General features: G+C 53.5%; 23 protein-coding genes and 1 pseudogene. All 24 read right to left on the bottom strand.

What is annotated here, in order from left to right:
• Positions 1-794, bottom strand: a 794-nt coding sequence (locus ACP2AU_RS11365) for a hypothetical protein (RefSeq protein ID WP_426376310.1), incomplete at its 3' end; no start/stop codon positions are given.
• 80 nt (positions 795-874) lie between these two features.
• On the bottom strand, positions 875-1,945 hold the full coding sequence (locus ACP2AU_RS11370) for a hypothetical protein (protein WP_426376311.1): 1,071 nt from the start codon (positions 1,943-1,945) through the stop codon (positions 875-877).
• Between the two features lie 41 nt (positions 1,946-1,986).
• Positions 1,987-2,187: pseudogene (locus ACP2AU_RS11375) on the bottom strand (IS3 family transposase); the annotation flags it as partial.
• 135 nt (positions 2,188-2,322) lie between these two features.
• Complete coding sequence (locus ACP2AU_RS11380) at positions 2,323-2,811, bottom strand: IS3 family transposase (RefSeq protein ID WP_426376312.1); 489 nt, start codon at positions 2,809-2,811, stop codon at positions 2,323-2,325.
• A gap of 602 nt (positions 2,812-3,413) precedes the next feature.
• A complete protein-coding gene (locus ACP2AU_RS11385) occupies positions 3,414-4,376 on the bottom strand; it encodes a glycosyltransferase family 2 protein (RefSeq protein WP_426376314.1) in 963 nt (320 codons plus the stop codon).
• Complete coding sequence (locus tag ACP2AU_RS11390; protein WP_426376315.1) at positions 4,376-5,392, bottom strand: glycosyltransferase; 1,017 nt, start codon at positions 5,390-5,392, stop codon at positions 4,376-4,378. The genes ACP2AU_RS11385 and ACP2AU_RS11390 overlap by 1 nt, the downstream gene beginning before the upstream one ends.
• Positions 5,393-5,414: 22 nt before the next feature.
• Complete coding sequence (locus tag ACP2AU_RS11395) at positions 5,415-6,860, bottom strand: lipopolysaccharide biosynthesis protein (RefSeq protein ID WP_426376316.1); 1,446 nt, start codon at positions 6,858-6,860, stop codon at positions 5,415-5,417.
• Positions 6,861-7,805: a hypothetical protein gene (locus ACP2AU_RS11400; protein ID WP_426376318.1), complete on the bottom strand. Its 945-nt coding sequence runs from the start codon at positions 7,803-7,805 to the stop codon at positions 6,861-6,863.
• The gene (locus ACP2AU_RS11405; protein ID WP_426376320.1) at positions 7,802-8,758 is read right to left on the bottom strand and encodes an NAD-dependent epimerase/dehydratase family protein; all 957 of its coding nucleotides are present in this window, start codon (positions 8,756-8,758) and stop codon (positions 7,802-7,804) included. Before ACP2AU_RS11405 ends, ACP2AU_RS11400 begins: the two co-directional genes overlap by 4 nt.
• 42 nt (positions 8,759-8,800) lie before the next feature.
• A complete protein-coding gene (locus tag ACP2AU_RS11410) occupies positions 8,801-9,994 on the bottom strand; it encodes an ATP-grasp domain-containing protein (RefSeq protein ID WP_426376321.1) in 1,194 nt (397 codons plus the stop codon).
• Complete coding sequence (locus ACP2AU_RS11415) at positions 9,991-11,091, bottom strand: DegT/DnrJ/EryC1/StrS family aminotransferase (protein WP_426376323.1); 1,101 nt, start codon at positions 11,089-11,091, stop codon at positions 9,991-9,993. The genes ACP2AU_RS11410 and ACP2AU_RS11415 overlap by 4 nt, the downstream gene beginning before the upstream one ends.
• On the bottom strand, positions 11,091-11,969 hold the full coding sequence (rfbA, locus tag ACP2AU_RS11420; RefSeq protein ID WP_426376324.1) for a glucose-1-phosphate thymidylyltransferase RfbA: 879 nt from the start codon (positions 11,967-11,969) through the stop codon (positions 11,091-11,093). Before rfbA ends, ACP2AU_RS11415 begins: the two co-directional genes overlap by 1 nt.
• Positions 11,966-13,069, bottom strand: coding sequence for a dTDP-glucose 4,6-dehydratase (gene rfbB / locus ACP2AU_RS11425; RefSeq protein WP_426376325.1), 1,104 nt, complete (start codon positions 13,067-13,069; stop codon positions 11,966-11,968). Before rfbB ends, rfbA begins: the two co-directional genes overlap by 4 nt.
• A 2-nt stretch (positions 13,070-13,071) precedes the next feature.
• Entirely contained in the window at positions 13,072-14,013 is a 942-nt protein-coding gene (locus ACP2AU_RS11430) for a Wzz/FepE/Etk N-terminal domain-containing protein (protein WP_426376326.1), read from the bottom strand.
• Positions 14,014-14,088: 75 nt separating this feature from the next.
• Positions 14,089-16,575, bottom strand: a complete 2,487-nt coding sequence (locus tag ACP2AU_RS11435) for an SLBB domain-containing protein (RefSeq protein WP_426376327.1) — start codon at positions 16,573-16,575, stop codon at positions 14,089-14,091.
• 20 nt (positions 16,576-16,595) lie between these two features.
• Complete coding sequence (locus ACP2AU_RS11440; RefSeq protein ID WP_426376328.1) at positions 16,596-18,077, bottom strand: capsule assembly Wzi family protein; 1,482 nt, start codon at positions 18,075-18,077, stop codon at positions 16,596-16,598.
• 243 nt (positions 18,078-18,320) lie between these two features.
• Entirely contained in the window at positions 18,321-18,800 is a 480-nt protein-coding gene (gene rfaH / locus ACP2AU_RS11445; RefSeq protein WP_426376329.1) for a transcription/translation regulatory transformer protein RfaH, read from the bottom strand.
• A gap of 3 nt (positions 18,801-18,803) precedes the next feature.
• Positions 18,804-19,571, bottom strand: coding sequence for a 3'(2'),5'-bisphosphate nucleotidase CysQ (gene cysQ, locus ACP2AU_RS11450; protein ID WP_426376330.1), 768 nt, complete (start codon positions 19,569-19,571; stop codon positions 18,804-18,806).
• A gap of 131 nt (positions 19,572-19,702) precedes the next feature.
• Positions 19,703-20,680 (bottom strand): hypothetical protein, encoded by a 978-nt coding sequence (locus ACP2AU_RS11455; RefSeq protein ID WP_426376331.1) that lies wholly within the window; start codon positions 20,678-20,680, stop codon positions 19,703-19,705.
• 46 nt (positions 20,681-20,726) lie between these two features.
• Positions 20,727-21,704, bottom strand: coding sequence for an LPP20 family lipoprotein (locus ACP2AU_RS11460; RefSeq protein ID WP_426376332.1), 978 nt, complete (start codon positions 21,702-21,704; stop codon positions 20,727-20,729).
• A 19-nt stretch (positions 21,705-21,723) separates the two neighbouring features.
• Positions 21,724-23,166: a transglycosylase SLT domain-containing protein gene (locus tag ACP2AU_RS11465; protein ID WP_426376333.1), complete on the bottom strand. Its 1,443-nt coding sequence runs from the start codon at positions 23,164-23,166 to the stop codon at positions 21,724-21,726.
• A 3-nt stretch (positions 23,167-23,169) separates the two neighbouring features.
• Positions 23,170-23,757 (bottom strand): hypothetical protein, encoded by a 588-nt coding sequence (locus ACP2AU_RS11470; RefSeq protein WP_426376334.1) that lies wholly within the window; start codon positions 23,755-23,757, stop codon positions 23,170-23,172.
• Between the two features lie 33 nt (positions 23,758-23,790).
• Positions 23,791-24,549 (bottom strand): ETEC_3214 domain-containing protein, encoded by a 759-nt coding sequence (locus ACP2AU_RS11475; RefSeq protein WP_426376335.1) that lies wholly within the window; start codon positions 24,547-24,549, stop codon positions 23,791-23,793.
• A gap of 2 nt (positions 24,550-24,551) precedes the next feature.
• Complete coding sequence (locus ACP2AU_RS11480) at positions 24,552-24,782, bottom strand: hypothetical protein (protein WP_426376336.1); 231 nt, start codon at positions 24,780-24,782, stop codon at positions 24,552-24,554.
• Positions 24,783-24,872: the final 90 nt, after the last annotated feature.

Raw genomic sequence — 24,872 nt, forward strand, 5'->3', positions numbered from 1 at the left:
CCCCCCCCTTCCACATTGTAAGTCTGCCGCTTATCAATGTACTCGGCTACTGATTCAACACTAACGACCGCACTAAGCCCCGCGTACTTCAGCGCAAAAGGAATTAGCACAGCGGCAACTGCGCCAAAAAAGATCGCTACCACAATTTTCTTTATAACTGAGACATTGCTGTCCACCAATACCGCGATGGCAATCGCCATCACCATGAAACCAGCCATATGGGGACGCACAAAGAACATTGCACTGATGGCGAAAACCATTAAAAAGCTACGCCGAGATAAATTAATAGAGCTCCAAAGGGCTAAGCCAGTAGCCATAAATGAAATTGCGTCTTTACCTAAAGCCGAACTCCAAAAACTCACAGAGGGAAGAAACACTATAAGAGTTGCTAATGCTCGGATATGCCGCGGCTTTCCTGCGACTCCCGCCTTAAGACTCGCCCAAAAGGCTAGCAGTCCTATTTGCCCGAATATATTAAAAACCAAAAAAGCTCCAATCAGCGACAAACCAAAAATATTAACCAATATACCGGATATCATAACAACTCCGGCCGTTCCCACTTGAAGCTCACCGGCCCAGTTCTGCCCCCATCGAAAATATGACAGCGCGTCACCACCCGAATTCAGAACATACCAACAATAAAACATCGAAAACAGGGTGTGCCAAACATATAATATAAGTGCTCCACCGGTACGCAAACCAAACTTACGACCTATAATGACGGAGAGCGTCAAACCTAACATGAATACCAAAAACGCACTCAAGGCATGATATGCAGTGGAAGCAATTTCCAATTAATTCCCTCTATAGACAGTAAAAATTTAATATTCAGAACTCTGTTTATGGTGGCGACGTTCAAATACACTCAACTACTCTACTGGCGCTTCAAACTCAGATTGGACACCCAGTGTGCCATTCTATCTTCCCAGGATGTTTTGCACTGAGGATAATCTTCAGGCCAACTTTCTATGAACGCATCTATAATTTGACAACTGGCTATCGAAGGGGTCGTAAAATCTACAGATATTCCAATATTAAGCCTCTCAACCTCATCTGAGTAGCCATTAGTTTCTTTTTGAGAAAAAACAAACCTTTCATTTGAAATATAATCATATAGTTTTAGAGGGCTTCCTGGGCTCAATCTGTTTTTCTTGACTGGCAGCAGACAGAAATCTGCAGCCCTTATAAGCTCAGCGCAGCCGTGGCCATCTAGCGGTGTAAAATTAATACATACTCTTTCTCTATCAAACTCCGTTATATCACCTCCACCGAATACAACTTTTATATTTTCACCCCTTTGATCAAACTCTCTCTGTAGCTCAACCAAGTATTCCACACCGTGCCATTTAGACGCCGCACCAACAAAAACAAGTATCCGATCGTCTTGCGAGAAACCAAATTTCTCTCTCGCTTGCGATCGGGAAAGGTAGCTTCTTTCACCGGGAGCATAACCATTGTACGTAAAGAAATCCTGCTCCCCATTTATTCCTCTTTTTCTGTACCCCTCCATGAGGTCGGGATGGTTAAATATTCTAACATCGGCGGAAAGATCCATTTTGTGCGCGTGCCTTGCCAATAACCCTAACGCCTTTAGCTTAACACCGCGATACGGTAACAAGGAAAGCTCCTCAAGTGCATCTGCGTGAATTTCACGGGCAGTCTTTATAGATAACGCCCTAGCAGTCACCATAGAAAGCCAGCCAGAGTAGCCCCGACTAATAAACACATCGGGCTTTCGAAAAAACAGAATCACAGACGCTTTAATGTCAATAAAAAATATTGCCAAAATTTTAAAAAATTGACTTTCGAACGGATTACTGACAACCACTAAATCATTAACCAGACCTCCCAATGCAGATAATTTCTGGCGGGTGGCCCTATCCTTCCCCGTACTTTTCGTGAGATCGAAATCGCAAAGATATACTACATTAAGACACTTACCCATAAACTGGCCTAAATTTTGCTTACTGACAAGCCCCCGATATCTTAGACATCTGGCAGCTTTCTGAAGTACTGCTTTTCGAAGTCCACCGGCGACAAACCACCATTGTTGCCGTGACGGCGAACCGGGTTATAAAACATCTCGATTTAATCGAAGATATCCTGCCGGGCTGTCTCCCGATCTTTGTAGATTTTCCACTTCACTCGCTCACTTTTGAGTAATGAGAAAAAGCTTTCCGCAACCGCATTGTTGTGACAGTTTCCGCGACGGCTCATATTCGGCTTCAAACGGTGGTCCTTCAGGAAATCTTTCCATTCACCGCTGGCGTATTGAGAGCCTTGATCTAAATGAATCAGGACCTCCTGCTTCGGTCTGCGCCGCTAGGAATCCATTAGTAAGGCGCTCATAACGAGGTCCGTCGACACCCGTGGCTTCATGGACCAGCCCACAATTTGCTGGGAGAACAGGCCCAGAACGGTGGCAAGGTACAAAAAGCCTTCGTGGGTCCGAATGTAGGTGATGTCAGCCACCCGACGTTCGTTCGGCTTCTGAGCCTGAAAATCGGGATCCACGTGATTGGGCACGATGTGAGCAGGTTCCCCGCCGTAGTAGCCTTTGTGGTGTTTATAGCCGCGCTGAGCGCGGATATCTTCAGCCTTCATCAATCGATACATCCGATTTTTACTGCACCTCTCACCGAGGTATTTGAGATCCAGGGTGATGCTCCGATAGCCATACACGCCACCACTTTCGAGCCAGGCCAATTTGATCAGTCCCTCCAAGCGGCGGGTTGGCCTTGGTGCGAGGGCTTTCTGTGCATTTAGCCAGGCATAGGAGCCACTGAAGTGGACGCCTAGAACTCGGAACATAACACGGACTCGAAATTCACTCTGGTGAGCCCTGATGAAGCGACACTTTACTTGGACTCCTCGGCAAACAACGCTGCGGTGAGCCTGATGGACAGACTAAGCAGAATCGACAAGTAGTACGAGTAAAGAAAGAGCGAGTTAGAAAACTTGAAGCAGAGCTACGGCGCAAAGAAAAGCCTTAGCAGAAACGGCCGCTGGCGGTTACATCGGTCCAACAAGCTCAGGGTAGCGGAGACCCGCTGTTCTAGGCCTGTACCTTGCTGAGTTTGAGTTTACGCACCTATCAGCACTGGACGGCAGAGAATACCGTCAGTGCTGATCAACGACCGGTTTAGAGACCAGCGCCCGCCAACAAACTCTCTGAATAAAAGTGACAGGGCGGTGTCGCACTGTGCAACCAGAGAGAATATCGCAGCTGCCCACCGGGCTTTATCGTTGCGGATCAGCTGGATCAGCTGGATCAGGGCCGCTGCCTAACCTCGAAATCGACGTCCTACTGCGGATTGCGGGAGAAAATATCAAGTCCACCCGAGAGGTCGGCAAAAGCGCCCCAGAGAAAGCACATGATTAAGATAGCGCTCGAGCAGGGTGTTGAATGCCGATTAAGACTTACCCCCTCGAATCCACTTAAAAGAAAACACGGCATACACCCACAATACCTGAAAAACTAATTTCAACGAAAATGCCTTATAAAAAGCCTTCAGCATTGTAGCGTTCGGAAAAAATAAACCGGATAGAATCGATTTAGCAAAAGTTCCAAGCAGCATTGTCTGCACTCTGGTTCGCCACAGGTCTATATTAGGCTGTACCAGGTTTGACTTTTCCTCCCTAATGCAAAGCAATGTTGTTAACACCTGCACCATACCTTGGACGTTTCGTTTGGTGACCCTCTCTGTCATAATTGAACCAGCTCTTACTCTCCTATGGAACAGAACCTCGGTTATCGAGCAACATCGATTTACAGAAAAACACAAAGGTAGAAGCACTTCCTCATCTTCATGGACTATTGGCTTAAATCGAAGGCCGGAATTGAGCCAAACGGATCTTTTTGAGACATAGAGGCAAGCACTGGCAAATAGAGATCCATTTAGCATAAGCTCACGACAAAGCTGAGGGCCCGTCTCATAGCAAGCTTCTACTTTCCTTTTGTAGTCGAGCGGGGTAAATCCGACGTCTTGACCTCCATCAAAAAATGCATGCCCAGAAAATACAATTAAATCCGGGCTCTCATAATCCGAAACAACTTTGAAAATAACTTCCATGAAGTTTTCAGCCATAACATCGTCTGAATCAAAAAAATAAACATAGCGTGATGATGAGGCTTCCAACCCAGTATTGCGCGCAGGGCCTAGCCCCTGATTTTCCTTGTCTATCACGCTAACAAGAGGATTAGACTCGTACTTTTCAATAACTCTTCGTGTGCCATCTGTGCTGCCATCATTTACGATGATAATCTCATCCGGTTTAAGAGGCTGATTGAGTACAGATTCAATGGCCTCTCCTATATACGACTCAACATTATATGCCGGAATCACTACTGCAACAGAGAATTCAGATTCGAGCATTACCGGCTCCGGATTATAGTTATCAAGCTGCGGGCCACACGTACACTGACTCCTCTGAGCCCAGCATAACCCCTAAAAGAAAAATATCTGCACACGGACTTTATCGCAATAGACAACTTCAGCTGATCCAAAATAGTCTTTACCGCTAAGGCCATGTGATAATCAAACGCATCTTCAGCATCTGGCTCATCCCTTTCGAGCCTGAAGTGGGCTGCCATATACAACCTTGAGTCGACTGTCATTCTGGTCTTCTGGCACTGATTTTTTAGAGACCAGACACCGCCGCAATGAACCCGATAAGCCGACAAAACCTCATTACCAAGGTATACAGCGCCACCAAATTTACTCAAATAAGCCGCCAGACACACATCCATAGCCGTAGGCAGATCTCGCTCATTACCCCACGGAAAGCCGACATTTCTGAACATCCTCGTTAGCGTCGGTGAAAAAGGTGCCTTAGCGAGCTCCGTTCGGGTTAAATACCTTTGATTACAGGGAATCATATCGTCTATATACAAGCCGCTCTCGTCAATTTTCCGAGCATCATGAAAGCATAGGACACTATCCGGATGATTCCGCAGTACGGACACTTGTTTACGGATTTTGTCTGTAGACAACCAAAAGTCATCTCCCTCACATAGAGCAATAAATTCGCCCTTGGCGCGAGGAAAATTGAAAGAGATATTCGGACTTACCCGTTTGGAAAACTGGTTTTCATCTTGGATGATCGGTTTAATGATTTTCGGATAACGGTCAGCATAACTTTTTATTATCTTCGGAGTCTGATCAGCTGACGCATCGTCATTGATTAATATTTCAAACGGAAAGTCTGTAACTTGACTCAGAAACCCCCTAATAGCGTCTTCGATATAGCTTTGGTGATTAAAGGTTATGCAACATATGCTTACAACAGGCTTATCCCAATCTCCCTTCCACCCCGCAATAATCTCCGCTTCCGACTTCGGCTCCGGCGGCTTAGGCACCAAATCACCCGTTTTCAAATGCTCAATTGACATAAAATCCTACTTTTCGAAAAACCTATGCACGCTGAAGCCGGCCGGACACCTTACCCAACAGCATCAACGCCCCTTCGGCGCGAATGATAAGGCTGGCGAGTATGTATATTCCCGCCCCTGCAACCCCGGAGAGCATCAACACAATCATCGGGTGCGCTGGTATGGCGTATGCGCTCCACCATGCACATGCTCCGGCCAGCATTGCGGCGCCGATGGGTTTGATTACATCTTTCACTTGCTCACCGGTGGAGTAGCCAACCAGCCTGGCAGAGAAATAGGTGTTTGGTATGAGCGCCAGGAAAGTGGCAATAACCTGGGATACAACAATGCCCAATACGCCGTAGGGTATGGCCAGGAACAGCATCGTCAGGTTAACGGCTTTTTTGACCAGGCCGACTTTGAAAACCAGATCGGAGCGACCTTTTACGTTGAGCAGGTTCATGTTCAGGGCGTGGAGGGGGTAAATCATCCCTACCACGCACAGCAGTTGCAGGTATGGCACTGCGCCTTGCCATTTTTCGTCAAATACCAGACTGATTAGCAAGGGCGCTAACGCCGCCAGCAGCATCATGATGGGCGCAATCAGAAACATCATGAGCTGCATGATCTGTCGATACTTGTACTTAAGGGTTGCGTTGTCGTCTTGTAAAGTCGCCAGAGCCGGCAGAGTAGCTTGCTGAACGGCCTCGGTCAGCTGCTTGGAAATCAAATTGCTTAGTTTCTGTGCAAAAAAATAGAGCCCTGTTAGTTCAGCACTAAAAAAACGACCAATGACCAAAACATAAGAATTCAGAAATGCAACCTGAAGCAGGCCTTCAGCAAGCAAGTGGCGGCCAAATGCGAACAGCCGTGTGAACGATTCAGTGGAAAACTGCCAGGCCGGCCGCCAGTTGCTGGTCATCCAGAGAATCGCTGCAGAAACTGTGGCCTGGCTGAACATCTGCACCACCAGGCTCCACACTCCCCAACCCTGGTAAGCCGCTGTCACGGCCAGAATGCCAGACACCACAGCGGCTAGGGTGTTGGCCTTCATTTGGGTTTTGAAGTCCATCTCGCGGCTTAGCACCGCTGATTGAACAATCTTTGCGGCATTGATGAACACCACAAGGGCCATCACCTGCAACAGTGCCGTCAGTTCCGGCTGACTGTAGAAAGCGGCGATATATGGCGCCCCGGCGAAAATGGCGGCATACGCGGCGAGGCTTAGGCCGAGGTTGGTGTAAAACACGGTGTTCAGGTCGGCATCAGACACTTCCTTACTGCGGATCAATGCCGCGCCCAGGCCCGAGTTAATGAACGCATTGGCCAGTTCGAACACCACGGCTGCCATGGCAACCAAACCAAAGGCTTCCGGTGCCAGCATGCGGGCCAGAAACAGCATGAAAATGGTACTGGCACCGCGGGTAAGGAACAGGCTCGCAAGGTTCCACAATACACCGGCACCGATTTTTCGGTTCATAGCCTTCATTTAAAATTCATCACTGCTTCTTGCGCTTGATTCAAGCAGCTCGCGGAGTCTACCCAATGTGGATCCACTTGGGTATTCATGGGTTTTACTGGATACAAACCTATAATTAAAAATCTTCTTCAGTCCGCTTGTATTGTATGTCCAGCGCAAAAACGCATAAACAGGCCAAAATTTAGCAGCGATCAGCCTAAGCTTTATCTCCAACCCCTTTAAATCCTTTATCTTCTTGACTTCCTTTCCTGTCTTAGCCTTAACATTCACTTTTTTTGAGTTGAATAGATGGCGAAACTCATCCTTGCTAACACCCAGTGCTTCTGCCCATGTGCTCACTTCGCGCTCATCGCCACGTGCCAGCCCTTCATAATGCAGAACTGAAAGCTCGAAATTTTTACCTAAATCGTTGATCCATTTATCAAAGAAAAATGACTCAAAAAGAACATCCTCAGTGGAATTAAACAGCTTATCAACGTACTTATTTATAGAATTAACACTCCTCACATTCGAACAGTGGTCCGGATACAGCTCTACGTACAGCGAGTACAAATAATCAACTGGATCTCGAAGGGTGACTACAACTTGCACATTGTATCCCTCAAGCACCTTTACGAGACCTTTAAACTTCTGAGAAAGTGGAAGATTATCCTTCCCGGGATAAGCAACCATTATTCCCTCATCGCTAAATACATTAACTTTCTCAGGGTCGACTAAATCTGCCAAATTTTGACGTGCAACTTCAACTGATACCTTTCCCTCTGCACAATCTCTAATAAACTTTCCTTTGTAATTATCGACCTTAAGTTCTTTGGTCTCCAAGTTATAGTCCAGACACTTTCCAAGAAAATTTATTCTCTTTTGCTCATGCAATTTTTTCAGAACATTGTGCTGAAGCGAGCTTGTGGCAGTTTTTGGCAAACCGAGATGAAGCAGTATCCTGGGAGTCGTCATTTCTTAAACGCCTCTACACCCAGGGTATTTTTAATATCTTCGAACATTTCTTTGGCATTCCACTCAGGGTGGAAGCCAAAAACCTCACTTGTTTTGCTCATATCAAAGGTGAAATTGGGCTGCGAGGGCTTCTCCGGCCTGGCAATAACCTCTACAGACTGCCCTTCCGCAAAGACTTCGATCATTGTATCGACCAGCTCTTGTAAGGTGACAGGCTGCCCTGTGCCGGCGTTAAATACGCCTTGGGCTGTCGGATGCTCTACACCAAGACTAATCAGCCGGGAGAAGTCTTTGATGTATGGCATGTCTTTGGCATGTTCTGGATTTCCCCATACTTCTACTTTTCCATCCGACACGATCGACCTCAGCATCTGAACATAGGCTTTGGTCTTCAACTCGCCATCTACATAATAATTAAAATTGTCATCGGCGCAGTAAACGGTTGGAATCCGGAAAATGATGGTTTGTAGTCCGTACTCCTGATGATAATGCTCAATCAGGTCACAAGCAGCAACCTTAGAAACTGCATAAACTGCGTGGTCGCCAGTAAGCGTCAAGCCGCGCGAATCGTCGCTCTCGATCGGGACTCCATTATAGAACTTATGTGAGACGTCTGAGAATGTCATAATATAAATGATCTTTTTTATATTTGACTTCCTGCAGTACTCCAAAACGTTCAGGGTGCCTGTGATGTTTGTATCGATATATCGCTGGGGCTCATATCCGGCCATAGTCGCAGGCATTGCACCAGCTATCATAACGACAGAGTCAAAATCGCTCCCGAGATTATTTAAGCTTTCGGGGCTTTTTATATCCACCTGATTTACCGTAACACCTGGCTCTGAAAATGAGTTTCTCGAGTATGTCGCCGTTACGTCATGATTTTTTTTCAAATAGCTTATAACACCACGCCCTAAGCTGCCGGAAGCACCGATAACGCATACTTTTTTCATGACAAATCTATCCTCAAAACTGTTGCATCCTTTCTCTCGAAATCATTCGACAAGAACACGAATATCCCGCTCCATGTTGTCGAGCATATCCAGCATTGTTTCCTGGCTCGGATACTTCAAAATCATTGTGCCCAATGTATCGTGAGATCCGCTGAAGACGTTTACTTGTTTTCCCGGCTGGACCTGAACATCTTCCTCAACGATATAGTTCTTTGCACGTTCAGAGAGCCACAATTCCGAAAATTTCCCCTCGTCCCGCGAGTGCACTATTACGCTTGACCAGCATCCCACCACAGTCTTTTGCATTGTTTCTGGCAAGGTGTTACCAAGAGCGGCATCAACAGTAGAAGCAATCATGTCGACACCTGTCGCATACTTCAAAACCTGAGGGATCAGATTTCCGCCATTCCTTGGCCCAATTTCTATAATCCAGACTTTGTCGTCTGCATCAACGACAAACTCAACATTAAATGCACCGACTCTGAAGCCCAGCAACTGCAATAGCGAGGTAACTACGTCTTTCGCTTTTTCTTGAACACTATCAGGCAAAACTGACGGATAGCTGATTGCGACGGGCGCATAAGGGTGGCATGCCTGATCTTGGTGCTGGTTGCCCCAAGCCCAGAACGCCAACTGCCCGTCAGCCATGAAAATGTCGCTGTCGACTTGGTAGCCCTTGCGCTCGATTTTCTCCTCAACGACTACCTTCTTCTTACGTGAGAACTTCAGTGCGTGTTCGAAAGCGGCGTGAAAGTCAGCCGCATTCTGCAAGTGCGTAACCCCCTTGCTGCCAGACGAATCCACTGGTTTCACAAAGGCTGGAACACCAATCTCATCAAACCATACCTTGGCTTCGCTTTCATCGTAGAAAGATTTTGAGCGAGGCACGTTAAAGTTGTGCTTGGCGAGGAAATCCCGGAACAGGTCCTTGCGTGCAAGAATTTCAACAGCCTCGTAGGGGTTACCCGGAAGGCCCATTTTCTCCGCCACATAGGCGGCTGTGGGCGCGGCGGGGTCTGATGCATATGCTACGATGCCATCAATTTTCTCCGCCTGCGCCACTTCTAGCACTGCGTCTTTGTCTGTAGTCGAGACGTTGTAGTACTTGTGCGCCAGCTTGTGGCCCGGGTTCTCCGGAAGGTAATCCAGAGTGATAACGTGATGGCCTTGCTCCAAGGCATATTTAATGGGCGGTATCTGTGTTGGCGCACCACCCAAAAATAGAATCTTCTTCATCCGTCAATCACCTCTTTCATGATTTCCATGATTATGTTCTGGCTGTCCGGACTCAGGTCTGCATAAATCGGCAAACACAGTATCCGGCTGGCTATGTCCTGAGACACTGGCTGCGCCGCCTGCGCACCCAGGCACTCCACCGATTCCAGTGAAGGATAAAAATACCGCCTTGCCAGCACGCCGTTTTCCCTGAGCGTGGCGGCCACACGTACGGGCTGTTCTTCGCTTTCAAACACTGCGGGGAAGTAGGCGTAGTTGTAACCGAGGGCTTCGTGCCGGGCCTGCAGTTGCAGGTTTACCGGCAGTGCTTGCTGGTAGCGCTGCCACAACTGTTCGCGGACTTGCAGGTTTTCTTGCATTTCGTCTAGCACGCACAGGCCCATGGCAGCCTGGAGCTCATTCATCTTGGCGTTAATGCCCAGCTCTTCAATACTCTCCGGCCCGGCGATGCCGAAGTTGATCATTTTCTTCGCCCGCTCCAGGTCTTCCTTGCGCTTGAAGATAATCGCCCCGCCCTCGCCGGTGTGGAATAGCTTGGTGGCGTGGAAGCTCAGGGTAGCTGCGTCGCCGTGTTTAAGTAGGCTTTCGCCGTTGTAGGTGACACCGAAGGCGTGGGAGGCATCGTAAATGACTTTCAGGTTGTGCTTTTGGGCAATCTCGCCAATGGCTTCTACGTTGCAGGCGTTGCCGAATACGTGCACGGGTACGATGGCGCGGGTGTTGGGGGTGATGGCGGCTTCGATGTTATCGGGGGCCAGGCACCAGGTGTTTGGGTCTATGTCTGCAAATATCGGTTGCACGCCTTCCCATTTCAGGGAGCTGGCGGTGGCCACGAAGCTAAACGGCGTGGTGATGGCTTCGGGTTTCTGGTTTCGGTCTGCATCGCTCACGCCCAGTGCGCGGTAGGCAATTTGCAGGGCCAGGGTGCCGTTGGATACCAGCAGCAGGTTTTCTACGCCCAGGTAGGCTTCCAGCCGTTGGGTGAGCTCTTGCACCAGTTGGCCGTTGTTGGTTAGCCATTGGCGGTCGTAGATGCCGTCTATGTAGGCTTTGAGCTTGTCCCGGTTGGGGAGATAGGGCTTGGTTACCGGTATCATTAAGCGTCTCTCGCAATGTCCATCAGGTATTCGCCGTAGCCGTTCTTTTTGAGCTGGGCGGCCTGGGCCAGCAGTTGGTCTTTACTGAGCCAGTGCTGGTTGAATGCGATTTCTTCCAGGCAGGCGATTTTGTAGCCCTGGCGTTTTTCGATGGTTTCAACAAACTGCGCCGCTTCCAGCAGGCTTTCGTGGGTACCGGTGTCCAACCAGGCAAAGCCGCGGCCCAGCAATTCTACGTTCAGGTTGCCCTGCTCTAAATAGGCGCGGTTGACGCAGGTGATTTCCAGTTCGCCCCGTTGGCTGGGTTTTACCTGTTTGGCGATGTCTACTACCCGGTTGTCGTAGAAGTACAGGCCGGTAACGGCGTAGTGGGATTTTGGCTTTTCGGGCTTTTCTTCAATGGAAATGGCCTGGTGGTTGTCATCAAATTCCACTACGCCGAAGCGTTCCGGGTCTTTCACCTGATAGCCGAATACGGTGGCGCCTTTGCCTGATTTTGCATTTTCGGCGGCTTGCTTGAGCTTGGGGGTAAAGCCTTGGCCGTAGAAGATGTTGTCGCCCAGTACCAGGCATACGCTGTCATCCCCGATGAATTCTTCGCCGATGATAAAGGCTTGGGCCAGGCCATCGGGGATTGGCTGAATGGCGTAGTTGAGGTTGATGCCGAATTGTTCGCCGGTGCCTAGCGCCCGCTTAAAGCCTGCCTGATCTTCCGGGGTGGTGATGATGAGGATGTCCCGGATGCCCGCCAGCATGAGTACAGAGAGCGGGTAGTAGATCATGGGTTTATCGTACACCGGCAGGAGTTGTTTGCTGGTGCCGAGTGTTATGGGGTAGAGGCGGGTGCCGGAGCCGCCTGCGAGGATAATACCTTTCATGCATCTACTCCCAGTCGCTCTCTTTGATAACTGCCGTCTTGGACTCGCTGGCACCACTCTTGGCTGTCTAGGTACCACTGTACGGTTTTGTGGATGCCGGTTTCGAAGGTTTCTTCCGGGGCCCAGCCCAACTCTTTCTCGATTTTGCTGGCTTCTATGGCGTAGCGGCGATCGTGGCCGGGGCGGTCGGTGACCGTGGTGATCAGGTTCCGGTAGCTTTGTTCCTGTGGGCGCAGCTCCTGGAGGATGTCGCACAGGGTGTGTACCACTTCGATGTTCTGTTTTTCGTTGTGGCCGCCGATGTTGTAGGTTTCGCCGGTTTTGCCCTCGGTGACTACTTTGTACAAAGCCCGGGCGTGGTCTTCTACGTAGAGCCAGTCGCGGATTTGGTCGCCTTTTCCGTATACGGGGAGTGGTTTGCCTTCCAGGGCGTTGAGGATCATCAACGGGATGAGCTTTTCCGGGAAGTGGTAGGGGCCGTAGTTGTTGCTGCAGTTAGTGACCAGTACCGGCAAGCCGTAGGTGCGGTGCCAGGCTCTTACGAGGTGGTCTGAGCTGGCTTTGCTAGCGCTGTAGGGGCTGCTGGGGGCGTAGGGGGTAGTTTCGGTGAAGAGTGGGAGTTCGTCTCCCCCCCTCTCCCCCTCTCCCTCCAGGGGAGAGGGGAACTCATCGGGGTGTGGGAGGTCGCCGTAGACTTCGTCGGTGCTTATGTGGTGAAAGCGGAAGTTGGCTTTTTTGCTGCTTTCCAGCGCTTGCCAGTATTGGCGGGTGGCCTCCAGCAGGGTGTAGGTGCCGACGATATTAGTTTCGATGAATTCGGCCGGGCCATCAATGGAGCGGTCGACGTGGCTTTCAGCGGCGAGGTGCATGATGGCGTCTGGCTGGTGCTGGGCCAGTACGCGGTCTACTTCGCTGCGGTTGCAGATATCCACTTGTTCGAAGACGTAGCGTTCGCTGTCGCTCACCTCTGCCAGGCTTTCGAGGTTGCCGGCGTAGGTAAGTTTGTCGAGGTTGATCACTTCATCCTGGGTGTTTTGGATGATGTGCCGGATGACGGCGGAGCCGATGAAGCCTGCGCCGCCGGTGACTAGTAACTTCATTTTTACCCTTTTTCCTGTTCTGTCTTGCCCGAACGAACGAAAGCTATAACGAACACAGTAAAGATCCCCAACATACCGCCCAGCATGGTAGCGACCACGCAAATCAGAGCACGTTTGGGTTCGCTTTTCTCTTGCGGCACTACCGCGGGATCAATAGTTTTGAAAACATATTCGTTTTGGGCGTTGGCCAGCATTACCGTGCGGGTTTCGCTTTCAATCAGCTGGTAGAACACCTGCTGCATACCCGCGATGTTGGTTTCGCTGAGCTTTTGCTCCAAATAGGCGATGCGGGCTTCTGCCTCCTTAACATCCTGCTTACGCATGTGCTCGTTGATGTCATTCACGAGCTTTCCAGCCCAGTCTTGAGCCTCCGACGGGGATTGGCTTTTGATGCTAAGGGTGATCATACCGGTGCCTTTGTCGCCTGAGACGATCAGCGACTCTTTAAGGCGTTTAACCAGATCCCAGTCGGTGGGCTTGAGGCTTTTACCATCTTCATTGGTCAACCATTCGCCAGTTTTCAAACTATAGACTTCCTCATTAATCACCCACTGATCTTTGGCCATATCCCACCCTTTCGTGGCCATAAGCGGAACGTTGAGGTTATGGCGATGAATAAAGTTTGTCAGGAAGGCTCGAGATTGTAGCACTTCCTTGGCCATGGTGGTTTTGCCTCCGCCACCACCGCCCAAGCTGATACCGGCCAAGCTGGCCAAGCCGCCAAGTTGGCCGCCGATGCTCGCGCCTCCACCTTCACCTTGCGCCGGTGCCAGCAGTACGCTGGCCTGGTAGATGTTGGGTTTGCTGAGGGCGTAGGCGACGCCAGCTGCGGCGAAGACGACGGTGAATAGAAGGATAATCCACTTGCCTCGCCAGAGGGTGGCGAAGAGTTCGCGGAGGTCGATTTCGTCGTCTGGATAATGTGATGTGGTTGGTTCGGCCACTTATATTTTTCCTTGGTTATGCTTTGGTGCCTTGCGGGGTCTGACCTCGTAGGGTCAGTCCCTTGGCCGGTTGTCTTAGAGGTTACCCACGGCAGCGGCGCCGAGAGCCATCTGGTAGACAATCTGGCTGACGTTGGTCCAGAGTTCCAGCTGGTTCAGGCGGTCTACGTCGATGGGCATGATGATGGTGTCGCCGGGTTCGAGTTGTTGGCTTCTGCCGCCAAACCATCGGCTATTTTCAGGCAGCATTACGGAGCCATCGGCTTTTACTACGTAGACGCGGCTTTCGTCTGCCTGGCGGGTGGAGCCGCCAGAGCGTTCGAGGTAATCGTCTACGGTCAGGTTTGCCTGGTGCAGGTGGCTGGTGGGGAATTGCACTTCGCCGAAGACGGTTACCGATTGTGGGATAGACGGTACGGTTAGTGAGTCGCCATCTTGCAGGCGAATGGATTGATAACGGTCATCGTTAAGTACAGCGGCCAAATTAATGACCAGACGGCCCACCGGGCGGCTGCTTTGTACGTCGTCTAACAGGTTTTCTACCTGTTTTACTCGCTCAGCGTTCTGCCCGCCAAAGCTGTCGCCTTCCAGCTGCACGCCCAACAAATCACCCTGCAGCCGCTCTTCCGCTTCTCTCAGGCGCTGGGCCTCCAGTTGGCGGAGCTTTTCTCGACTGAACACCGCGCCTTCCGGGAAAGCATTGCCAGTTAAGCCACCTGCGCGCCTGAGCACCTCTTTCAGGGTTTCGCCATCCCGGAAGGTGTATTGGCCGGGGTAGCGCACTTCACCACTCAGGGTGATGGTTCGGTTCTGGGCGAACTGGGGGATGGATTTAATCAGAATGGTGTCCCGGCTGCGCAGTTTGAGAATGCTGTTGCCGGCCATGGCTTCAGCCAGGTCCAGATTGATGATTCTGGTTTGGCCAATGCCGTTGTCGTCGGTGGTGTAGCGGGCTACTTCGGCGTGTTTCAGAGAGGCGGTGTCGTTCAGGCCGCCCGCCACAAAGATGGCATCTGCCAGGCTGCGAGTCGCAGGTAGTGGGTATTCGCCGGGGTAGCGTACCGGGCCGCTGATGCGGATGGTTTGCTGAGGTGCTCCGGGCCTGGCCTGAGCTTTCAGGCGCTGGAGTACGGGGGCGAACAGGCTTTCGCGGGTGTAGTTGCCGCCATTTTCACCGCCGTTCACTTTACCAGCATCGGAAAACACCAGAATTTTGTCTTTTTCTTCCAGTTGCAGGTCGAATTCGCTGCCGGGCTGGGTGATGGCTTCCCGCAACCGGAGGTTCAGTACGGAAACCGCGTCGGTTTTCGGGTTGGTGCGTACGATGGCGGCGTAGCGTTTGTCGGCAGCGGGTACCAGGTCGGTGTCCAGGTCCTGAATGATGGAGCTCACCCGCATTCCCGGCATCCAGGCAAACTTGCCTGCGCGGGTGGCGGCACCGCGGATTTCCACGTACTGGCCGGTGATGTCGGAAATCGAGGGAATGGTGATGGTATCGCCCGCCTGAACCTTGGCGTTGCGGCCCTGGCGCTGGGTGTAATCGGCTTCGGCAATTATTCGCAAAAAGTCGCTGTTGGTGCGTTCGATGTTAACTCGCTGGGGGTAGGCCTGGGGCGTCAGGCCGCCTGCGATCTGCACCAGTTCCGCCAGCCGGTTTTCGTTTTTAAGCTCGTACAATGCCGGGCGGTAAACTTCGCCGCCAATGCCCACGCGCTTGCCCACAGAGGGGATGAAAATCACATCGCCCGGCTGCAGGCGGTTGTCCGCGCTGCTGTCGCCTTTCAGCAACAGGTCGTAAAGATCCAGTGTGCCAACCAGTTTGCCGTTGCGTTTGTGCTGGATGTTACGCAGGGAACCGGTGGTTTGAATGCCGCCAGACACAAACAGGGCGTTGGTGAGGGTAGACAGGGAACTGACGGTGTAAGAGCCGGGATTGCGGGCTTCACCCAGTACAAATACGCGCATACTGCGTAATTCGCCCAGAGTAACGCTGGCCTGCACACCGATGTACTGCTCAGAAACCTGCTTGCGGATTTGTTCCCGGGCTTCGCTGAAGCTCAGGCCCGCCACGTTCATGGGGCCGGAATCCGGGAAGCTGATGCTGCCATCGCGGCTGACCGGAAGCTCCAGATTCTGGTTTTCTTTGCCCCAGAGCTGCACCCGGAGCACATCGCCCGGGCCCAGGGTGTATTCAGAGGGCACGGGGATTTCGGTAACCGGGGCGAAGGTGGTGGGGCTGCCGGCGAAGAGGTCGTAGCCGTAGGGTTTCAGGCCGCCGTTTTTGCTCGCCAACAGGGCCTCTTCCTGCTTTTCCTCTTGTACCTTTTCGGTTTTACGACCCGGCGCGGGCTCAACCACCTCTACGGGCTGGGGCCGCTGGTTCGCGCTTGAACCGCTTCCGCTCAGAGCAGACAGGTCCACACCATACTGGCTGGCAAGGGCCTCTTGCTGGGCTTTGGGTAACTGACGGAACTGCTCGATCTGGGCCGGGCTGATGGATTGCGCGGTGGCCGTTAGCGGCAGCAGACTAATGAGAGGTAAGAGGAGCTTTTTAAAGTTCACAGGGCCGATAATCCGTTATTTCAGAAGCGGTAGGTCCAGCGGGCGCCAACAGACCATTGGTCTTTTTCGCCGCTGACGAATTCAATTTTTTTGTCGGTGGCCTGAACGTGAACGTCCAGCCAGCCACTGAGCGCGCGGGTGCCGAGGCCCAGGTCGATAATAGCAACCTTCTGGGCGGAGCTGGGTACGGTGTAAAACACGTCTTTATCCGAGGCGACCACCCGGGCGTCGCCGTCTTTGTTCAGTTCGGCGTAACTGACTTTGGCGCTGACATTACTGCCGTCGCCCAGGAACTGGTAGGCCCCAAGCGTCAGGGCTTCGGCATCGCCGTCAAAACCGGTGGCCATGTTGCGGCCGTAGTAGCGGTAGCCGGTGTTATAGCGGCTGTGGTCATACGAAATGTTAGGCATGGCGTTGCCGAGAAAATCGTCGGCCAGGGTGTTGGTGTATTCCACAAACCACTGCTGGTCACCACTCAGCCACTGGCTGGTCCAGTCTGCACCCAGCAACCAGGATTTTCGCGCGGGAAAGGCACCGGCTTCGTCTTCGCCCATCATCTGGGCATACAAACCCATGGACTGCTGGCCGATGGCGAAACCGTAGCGAACGTCGATGCTGGCAATCTGGTTGCCGGGGTCGTTTTCTTCCAGCTGGCCGTTGTCTTTGCCGATCAGGGCATTCCAGATGGTGGACGCGCCTTCTGGCCGCCCTTCGCCACCGAACATGATGGCGCGGGATAAGCCGATGTCCAGGCCATCGATGGGCCGGAAGGTGAAGCGCATTCCGATTAACTTGGCATCGGGAACCGCACGATTACTCTCGTATTGTCCTGCCAGCAGCGTGAAATCCCAGGGGCCGAGCCAGTTCAACCAGGGCGTTTCGGGTGCGTGAGTATCCGCCCGATTCAGCCACACAGATGGCATCGGCCGGGCGTTACTGGACAGTATCAGGCTGGATTGCCAGCCCGGGCCCCACCAGCGATTAATGGCACCGGCACCGAGTACCCAGTTTTTCGCGGTGGCGGCCAGATAAGAGCCGTCCAGGCGGAATTTTTTGTCGTCGTCTGGCTCGTGGGCGTAGGTGGGGTTCAGGCCCATGGCCCAGACATCGCCCTGCCATTGCAGGTTAATGGAGGTACCAGCTTTCGATAATGAGTTGCTTTCAAATCCGGTGATGGCGGGAATGTCCGACTGGCCTGTTACGCCTAACTCTCCGCGAAATCCGGGATGGGCCTGTTCGTCCATTTCAAAGCGCAGGTAAGCTTCGGCCAGGCCCACGGCTTGCCCATCGGCTTTGGCAGACGCCTTGGCGCCATTCTTGACGGCGCTCCACATCAGCGGCCAGCTGGTAACGCCGCGGTCCATGTGGCCACGGTCTGCCAGTTTCTGGGCCGCAAATCGCGCCCGCGGGTCGCCGGGTTCTATCCAGGGCGCCGCCAGGGCGGCAAAGCTGTTCAGGCACGCTACCGCCCCACCGACCAGGGCCCAGTGTTTTAAGGTCATAAGATTTGTTTTTCTGTGAACAGGGGAAAAACGGTAAAACAAAGGGAGATGTTCCCAACCGGTTCCCTGTCGGGTGAATGCAGTATTTCAAAAACGTGAAGATTCTACGGGATGCGTTGTGACAAGCAAGTGACAAAAAGTCTGACACCTGAAAATCAGCCACTTAGCGAAGTAAACCTTTATTAAACGTTTGCAAACACAACCGCTTTGACTGAATAACAAACAGCAAAAAGCCGGTCCCGCTCACGTTCTGATTGTCGACACCGGCACGGTCACCCGCTGCCGCGTTTGCATAAACGTCACCAGCACAATCGCCCGCTCTTCGCCATCGTAGGCCTGAAAAATCGCATTAATGCCTTTAAACGGCCCCTCATCCAGCTCCACCGGCTGACCGGGCTTGATGCCCCCCTGCTCTGCCACTTTGTCTAAGCCCGCCTTGATGTGAGCAATCACTTCGTCGTCGATCGGTGCCGGCCGGTTAGCGAAGCTGACGATGCGGAGTACGCCGCGGGTGGAACGAAGCTTGGCCCACATGGGGTTGGTGGGTTGCAGGTTCACGAACACGTAACCGGGGAACAGGGGCTCGAGTTTTTTGGTGCGTTTGCCGGCTTTGATTTTCTCTACCTCAATTTTCGGGTAGAAACAGGCGATGTCCTGATTCTGCAGGTGCTGAACGGCGCGATCGCCCTGCGCGGGCTTGTGCTGGAGTGCGTACCAGGTCATAACTCAGAAGTACCAGTTGCCGGCGGCAATGAAATTGGGGTTCAGGATGTTTTCTTTGCCGTACACCAGGGATTGGCCTTCCGGGGTTTTCACCTTGCCGCCAGCCGCCAGGAGTACCGCATGGGCCGCGCCCGTGTCCCATTCGCTGGTGGGGCTCATGCGGGGGTAGATATCTGCATGGCCTTCGGCAATGCGGCAGAATTTCAGGGAGCTGCCGGCCTGCACGGTGTCGTGGGCACCGAGGGCTTCAATGAAGGCGCGGGTTGCTTCGTTCAGGTGGTTTTTGCTGGCCACCACCCGCAGCGTTTCTTTCGGCTCCGCCACGCGAATGCGGTGAACACGGCCGGTGCGGTCCCGCTTGTGTGCGCCCTCGCCTTTGATGCCCCAGAATGCTTCTTTCAGGGCCGGGGCGGTTACCACGCCCATCACCGGTTCGCCGTCTTCGATCATGGCGATGTTTACGGTGAATTCTCCGGTGCGCTGGGTGAAGTCTTTGGTGCCGTCGATGGGATCAATTAACCAGAACCGGCGCCACTTCCTGCGCTCTTCCCAGGGAATTTCCACCCCTTCTTCCGAGAGTATGGGGATGTCCCGGCTGATGTTGCGCAGGCCTTTTACGATGATGTCGTGGCTGGCGATATCAGCGGCGGTGATCGGCGAGTGGTCTTCCTTGTAGTTCACCTTGAAATCCGACTGGTAGATATGCAGCACTTTCTCGCTGGCTTCGTCGGCAATTTCGATCAGGTCTGGGAGTATGGAGCTGTAGTGCATAGCGGCATCCCGAATGAGGTTTTTCGCTATGTTAGCAAATTTGCGGAAGATCCTGAGGATTTTCGGAGCCATTTGCCCTGAAACAACGGCTCACGCAGTCCCTTGCGTGAGCGTTCAAAACCGGGCTGGTATCAGTTCATGCCCAGGCTCTGGTCCAGCTTGCAGCCCATGAAGGAGCAGCTGTGGTCTACGCGTACTTCGTCACCAATGCGAACGCGGGACACCACGTCTTCGTCCACAACCACGAAGGCGCCACTGTTCACCAGCGGCTTGGCGATGGTGCCTTCGCCGATCGGGTAACGGTCGCCTTCTTCTGTGACGTTAACGATGCGAACGCCTTTACCGGCTTTCGCGCCCAGCTCTTTGGTGAGGGAGGTTTTCAGCACGAAGGTGCCGTCTGAGGTTTCGAAACCGTGCAGCACATAACCGATGGGTGAGAAGAAGGCCTTCAGGTCTTCCTGGATTTCGTAGATGGCGTCTTCGGAAGCCGAGCGCACCAGCCCCGGGCCGCCCTTGTTACAGCTGGCACTGCGGGCATCTTCGGAAGCCGAGCTGCTGCCCTCGCCACGGAAGGATTTCACGCGCTTGAGCTCAGGCACGGTGTAGACATCTACCGAGACCGCCACGCGGCTGGAGTAGTTGCAGCTGGCCGGGGTAACGTGAACGTCGCCATCATCGTCGGTCCAGCGGCTGGCTTCTTCGAATTCAGCGCCGAAGCTGGCACCGGTGACGGTGGTGCGAACGGCGTAGTCCGCGACCGGGGCACCTTGATAGGCACCGGCGCCGCCCATTTCAGCGCGGATGACTTCGTCTTTCAGCTGCACGGCCAGGTTACGGTCTACCAGGTCTGCGCCTGCGTCGTTAATGTAACCATCCAGAGCAAACTGGATGGGGCCACCCGCCTGGGACTGCTCTGCCACGGTGGCTTTGGAGGTGTCCGGTTCGAAGATAACTACTTTGCTGGTTACCGCGCCGGAGGGGGATGGGTTGGATGCCGATACCGGCAGTTGCATCTGGTTTCTCAGATCTGTCGGGTCGATTTCAACCGTGGCACAGCCGCCAAGACCAAGACTTGCAATAACACCGAGCGCTAGCGTTTTGTTGACCATTTATGGTTCTCCTTTGGTTTTTTTTCAGAGTCTATGCAAGGAATCGCTATGTCCCTTTATGCATATTCAGTGCGCGCCAGATGCCTTGTTCCTGGACATCGTCGGCAATCTGGCGATTGGCGGTTTTCTGCGCAGACTGGTGGTTTGACAGCGAACTGGCCGCGGCTTTGTAGCGGGCTGATGAGATCTCGCTGCCACGGTTGTCTTGCAGAGAGACAACCGCATTGAGCTGCACATGGAATTCGTTGAAGATTTCCCGCTGCGAGGGAGTGCCGGCCACCACAATGCGGCCGTCGTAGGCTGCCCCGGGCTTGTTCGCTTCGGCGTGCAGGCCCGCTTCCAGCAGCATGGTCAGCACCCGCTCGCCAATTTGCGTGGTGTGCTTATCCCAGGCCACCGCCAGTGTCAGGTTTTGTTGCAAGCGTTCGCGCTCTTCCAGCAGGTTCTGATACTGGGCGGCCTGTTGCTGTTTGAGGCCCGGATTCTGGCTGACCGACTGAACCAGCAGCACTTTGTCGAGGGCCTCGGACACCAGGGATTTGGCCAGGGTAAGCCGGTACAACCGCTTGAGCCTGGACTGGTCGCCGGAATTGGACAGGCGGGCGGAGATCTCTCTGTCCAGGCGCTCTACATCGTTCAGCAGAGAGGTCACCAGGGTCTGCCGTTTGATCGACAACAGCACGAACAGCCGGTTGCCTACCTGTGCGCTGTTTTCTGTCTGGTATTCCGAGAGTTTCAGCGCTTCGGTGGTTGTGCGTACGCTGTTGCGGGTGCTCGAATCTTCCTGGCCATTGGTGAGCGTTGTTTCGGTCAGAACATCGGAGGTTACGCGCACTTCCAGCTTGCCGGCGATCACCGCCAGGGCATCGTCCCGGGCGGTGCGCAGGGCTGCACCTTCACCCACGCCGTAGAGTGTGCTGGCATTGTCTGCCGGGGGCGCAAGCACCCAGTCCGGCAGCTGGGCCGGGCCGGTGGTGGCACAGGCACTTAACACCAGGGCGGGAAACAGAAGGATACTTCGCACGGCTCTTTTCCAATATTTACTAGCCATTGTTAAGAGCCTCCGTGTAGTTATCCAGGCGGGTGGTGACTTTTTTCAGGTAATTCACGGTTTCTTCATAAGGCAGATTACCCAGCAAGTGGTGATACACCTCGGCCGGCGTCATGGTGTTGGCCACGGCGATGGCGGGCCGGAGCTTCATGCCTTTACCGGTCAGAGCCAGAGAGACGTTGCCGGGGCCGGTGTTGTAGGCTGCGATGGCGCAGTACAGCCGGGAAACCGGGTTTTCAATGCCTTTGAAATAGCGGTAATAGAGGATATTGAAGTAAGCCGCGCCCACCCGAATGTTGTTATCGGCGTTATAGAGGTAAGACGGCGCCAACAACCTCGGCTTGCCAAATAATTTTTCGGTGGCGTCCTGCCCGGCGCTGGCGGGCACAATCTGCATCAGGCCAAACGCGGGAATCGACGATTTGGCCATCGGATTGAAGGCCGATTCGGTTTCCATGATGGCCAGCAGCAATTCCGCGGAGAGCTCGAATTCACGGTTTTCTTTGTTGATAGCCGCAACAAACGGCCGTGCCCGGGCCGGCAGCTGTTCACGCTGGCCTGGCTCAATGGCGTGAACCTTCCATACAGAACCTTCAGTCCGGGCAACTACCGGTGCTGCCGGAGTCGGGGCCGGGGCCTGAGTTGCGGGCTCCGCTGCAGGCACGGGTTTCGGCGCAGGCTTTGTTTCTGGTTTTGCTGTGGGCGCCGGCTCCGGTTTTGCGCCGGCAGACTCCGCCGCACCAGCGGTTAACGGCAGTACCCAGCCAACCACTTGCTGGCCGTTTTCTGTCCAGCTTGTGCGTTCAGCGCCAGCCAGCATCGCGTTGATGGCCTGCTGTTGCTGTTGTTTGTTCACACGGTTTTCCCCGAACAAATACGCGGGGAGCACCGGGCTGGTGTCGTCCAGCGTGGCTGTTTCGAGGTGTTTGAACTGGCTGCGGCTTTTTTCTTCCACTTCCCGGGCCACTTCGTCTTGCTCGAAGGCGTCGCGGCGGGTCATGGCCATCAGGGCCTGCAGCATCTGGCGCGCTTTCGATTTTGTCAGATCAACGCTGCCGGCTTCGCTCTGGGGCGTGGACCAGACAATCTGCTGCTGCTCAAAATCCACCACTCGCTTGATGCGATAGCCATCTTCGTAGTGCACCCACCGGGTTTTCGAGGACTGCTCGGGCTGTGCCCAGACATCGGAGATGCGTTTTTCATAACGGGCCGATACCTGGTCATGGAGTTTCGCGAACTGCTGAAACTCCTTGTGCACCTGCTCTTTGTAGGAGGCAAATCCCTGCAGCCGGTTTTTCTTGAACGCCTCGAATCCGGAATTCCCGGTATAGCCGCTTTCAGCGGAACCCGGGGCCGGTTGATCACCCTGCTGAGCAGAAGCCGCCAGCGGCCAAGCCAACAAAGCCACGGATAATGCAATACGAAGACGGCTCATGCGTTAACCCTCCAGGGCGTCTTCCAGTTCCTCGGCGGCCCGCTTGGCGCGGAATTCCTGGTACAGCAGGGCTTCGTTATCCGGAGACATCTGGCGCTTGGAACGGTCGATAATCTGCTCAAAAATCTTGCGGTTCTGCTCCGGTGCCATCACCACCATGCTGCAGAAAACCGTAGTTTCGCCGGGGCCCGGAATGTAATCGACACGCTCTGGAATGGCGCCGTTGAGCATCTGGTCGGTCACCTGCTTGGACACGCTGGAGAAGGTAGAGCCAGAAGCCGACTCATCACCGTTTTCAGTCAAGTCCTGGTAAGTCTTGTCCATGGCCTGCACGTTTACCTGAATCTGCTGGGCCAGATTGGCGCGGGCCAGAGCAGTCGACTTGGACTTCAGGATGCTCATATTGGCATTGGCTGGCACGCACTCTGTCGCCGCAATCGCTCCTTCAGGCACCAGTTTGCCGGGTGTAATCACCCAGGCCGGCAGGCCGCTGGTGGCGCTTTTCTCTTCAGATGGGGGATTGCCGGCGCAACCGGCCATCAGGCCAACGGTTACAGCGGCGGTCATCAGTTTTACGGTTGATCGAATCATCTCGCACTCCTCGCGATTTTGGTGTTGCTGTTTTTACTGGTAGGCAGACAGATAGTGGGCCAGGTCTGCCGGGCTAAGAATGGAATTCCGGATATCGGCCTGGTTCAGGTTTCCCCAACCGTAGAGGTTCGGTGTGACCGATTCACGCACGTTCTGCCGGGCCGTCTCAGTGCCCTCACCCGTGAGCACACTCTGGTAGAGACGGCTCAAACCCGCCGCTTCTGCCCCGGCACCGTAGTTCACCCACCCGGCGTAGGCCTTCTGGTTCAGCGAACCGCCGCCGAGGTTGACCAGTTCAAGGTACAGGGCACTGTTTTTGTTCCAGTCCACCAGGAAATCGCCCGGCAAACCTTTAAGTCCGGCGAAGGTAAATTCGCCCAGCGGGCCGCCCCACTCATCAAACACCTGAGGCGAGAAGCCATCTTGCAGGCTGATGACGGTAAAGGCCGTTACTTCGCCAGAGCGCACCAGCAGAGTGAGCAGGTACTTCTCGTCAAAGTAATACTCGGCCCCGAGACCATTCCCGAGATCGCGATTCACCTGAGGGGTGCCAAAGATTTCACGGGCGTAGTCCCGGCTGATGCCCGCCCGCAGATAGGAAAGGTCTTCGTATTCAGGAAGGTTGGTGAACGCAGACACCACACGATCGACGGTGTCTTCGACAATCATGACCGCCTCGGAAAAATTACCGAGCGCAATAACCGGAAGGGACAACGCCGCCACCCAGGTGACGACTTTCTGGCGCACGCCTGCCCTGGGCGCGGTGGCGCTTTGCTCTGCTGAACCGGCCATAGTCAGTCCCCTTTCAGCTCGTCTACCGCTTTGGAAACGCGCTCAGAGGCGGTTGTTCGGGCGTTCTCGAGTTCGTCATCGACACGCTCGGAGGCATCCTCGGCCAGCTCCCGGGCGCTCTCGACCAGGTCTTTGCTTTTGTCGGCGATATCGTCGATGGCCGATTCTGGGCTGTCTGAACAACCCGCAGACATCAGAAGAACGACCAGTGGAAGGTAACGAAGGTAGGGCATGGCTTGTCCTTAGTTTTTATAACCAAACGTCCGTAAAACATTGTTGTCAGAACGGATGATTGCAGCAACCAAGTGTCGTCGCAATAGCCA

This window comes from Marinobacter sp. VGCF2001 (genome assembly GCF_049943275.1).
Lineage (GTDB): Bacteria > Pseudomonadota > Gammaproteobacteria > Pseudomonadales > Oleiphilaceae > Marinobacter.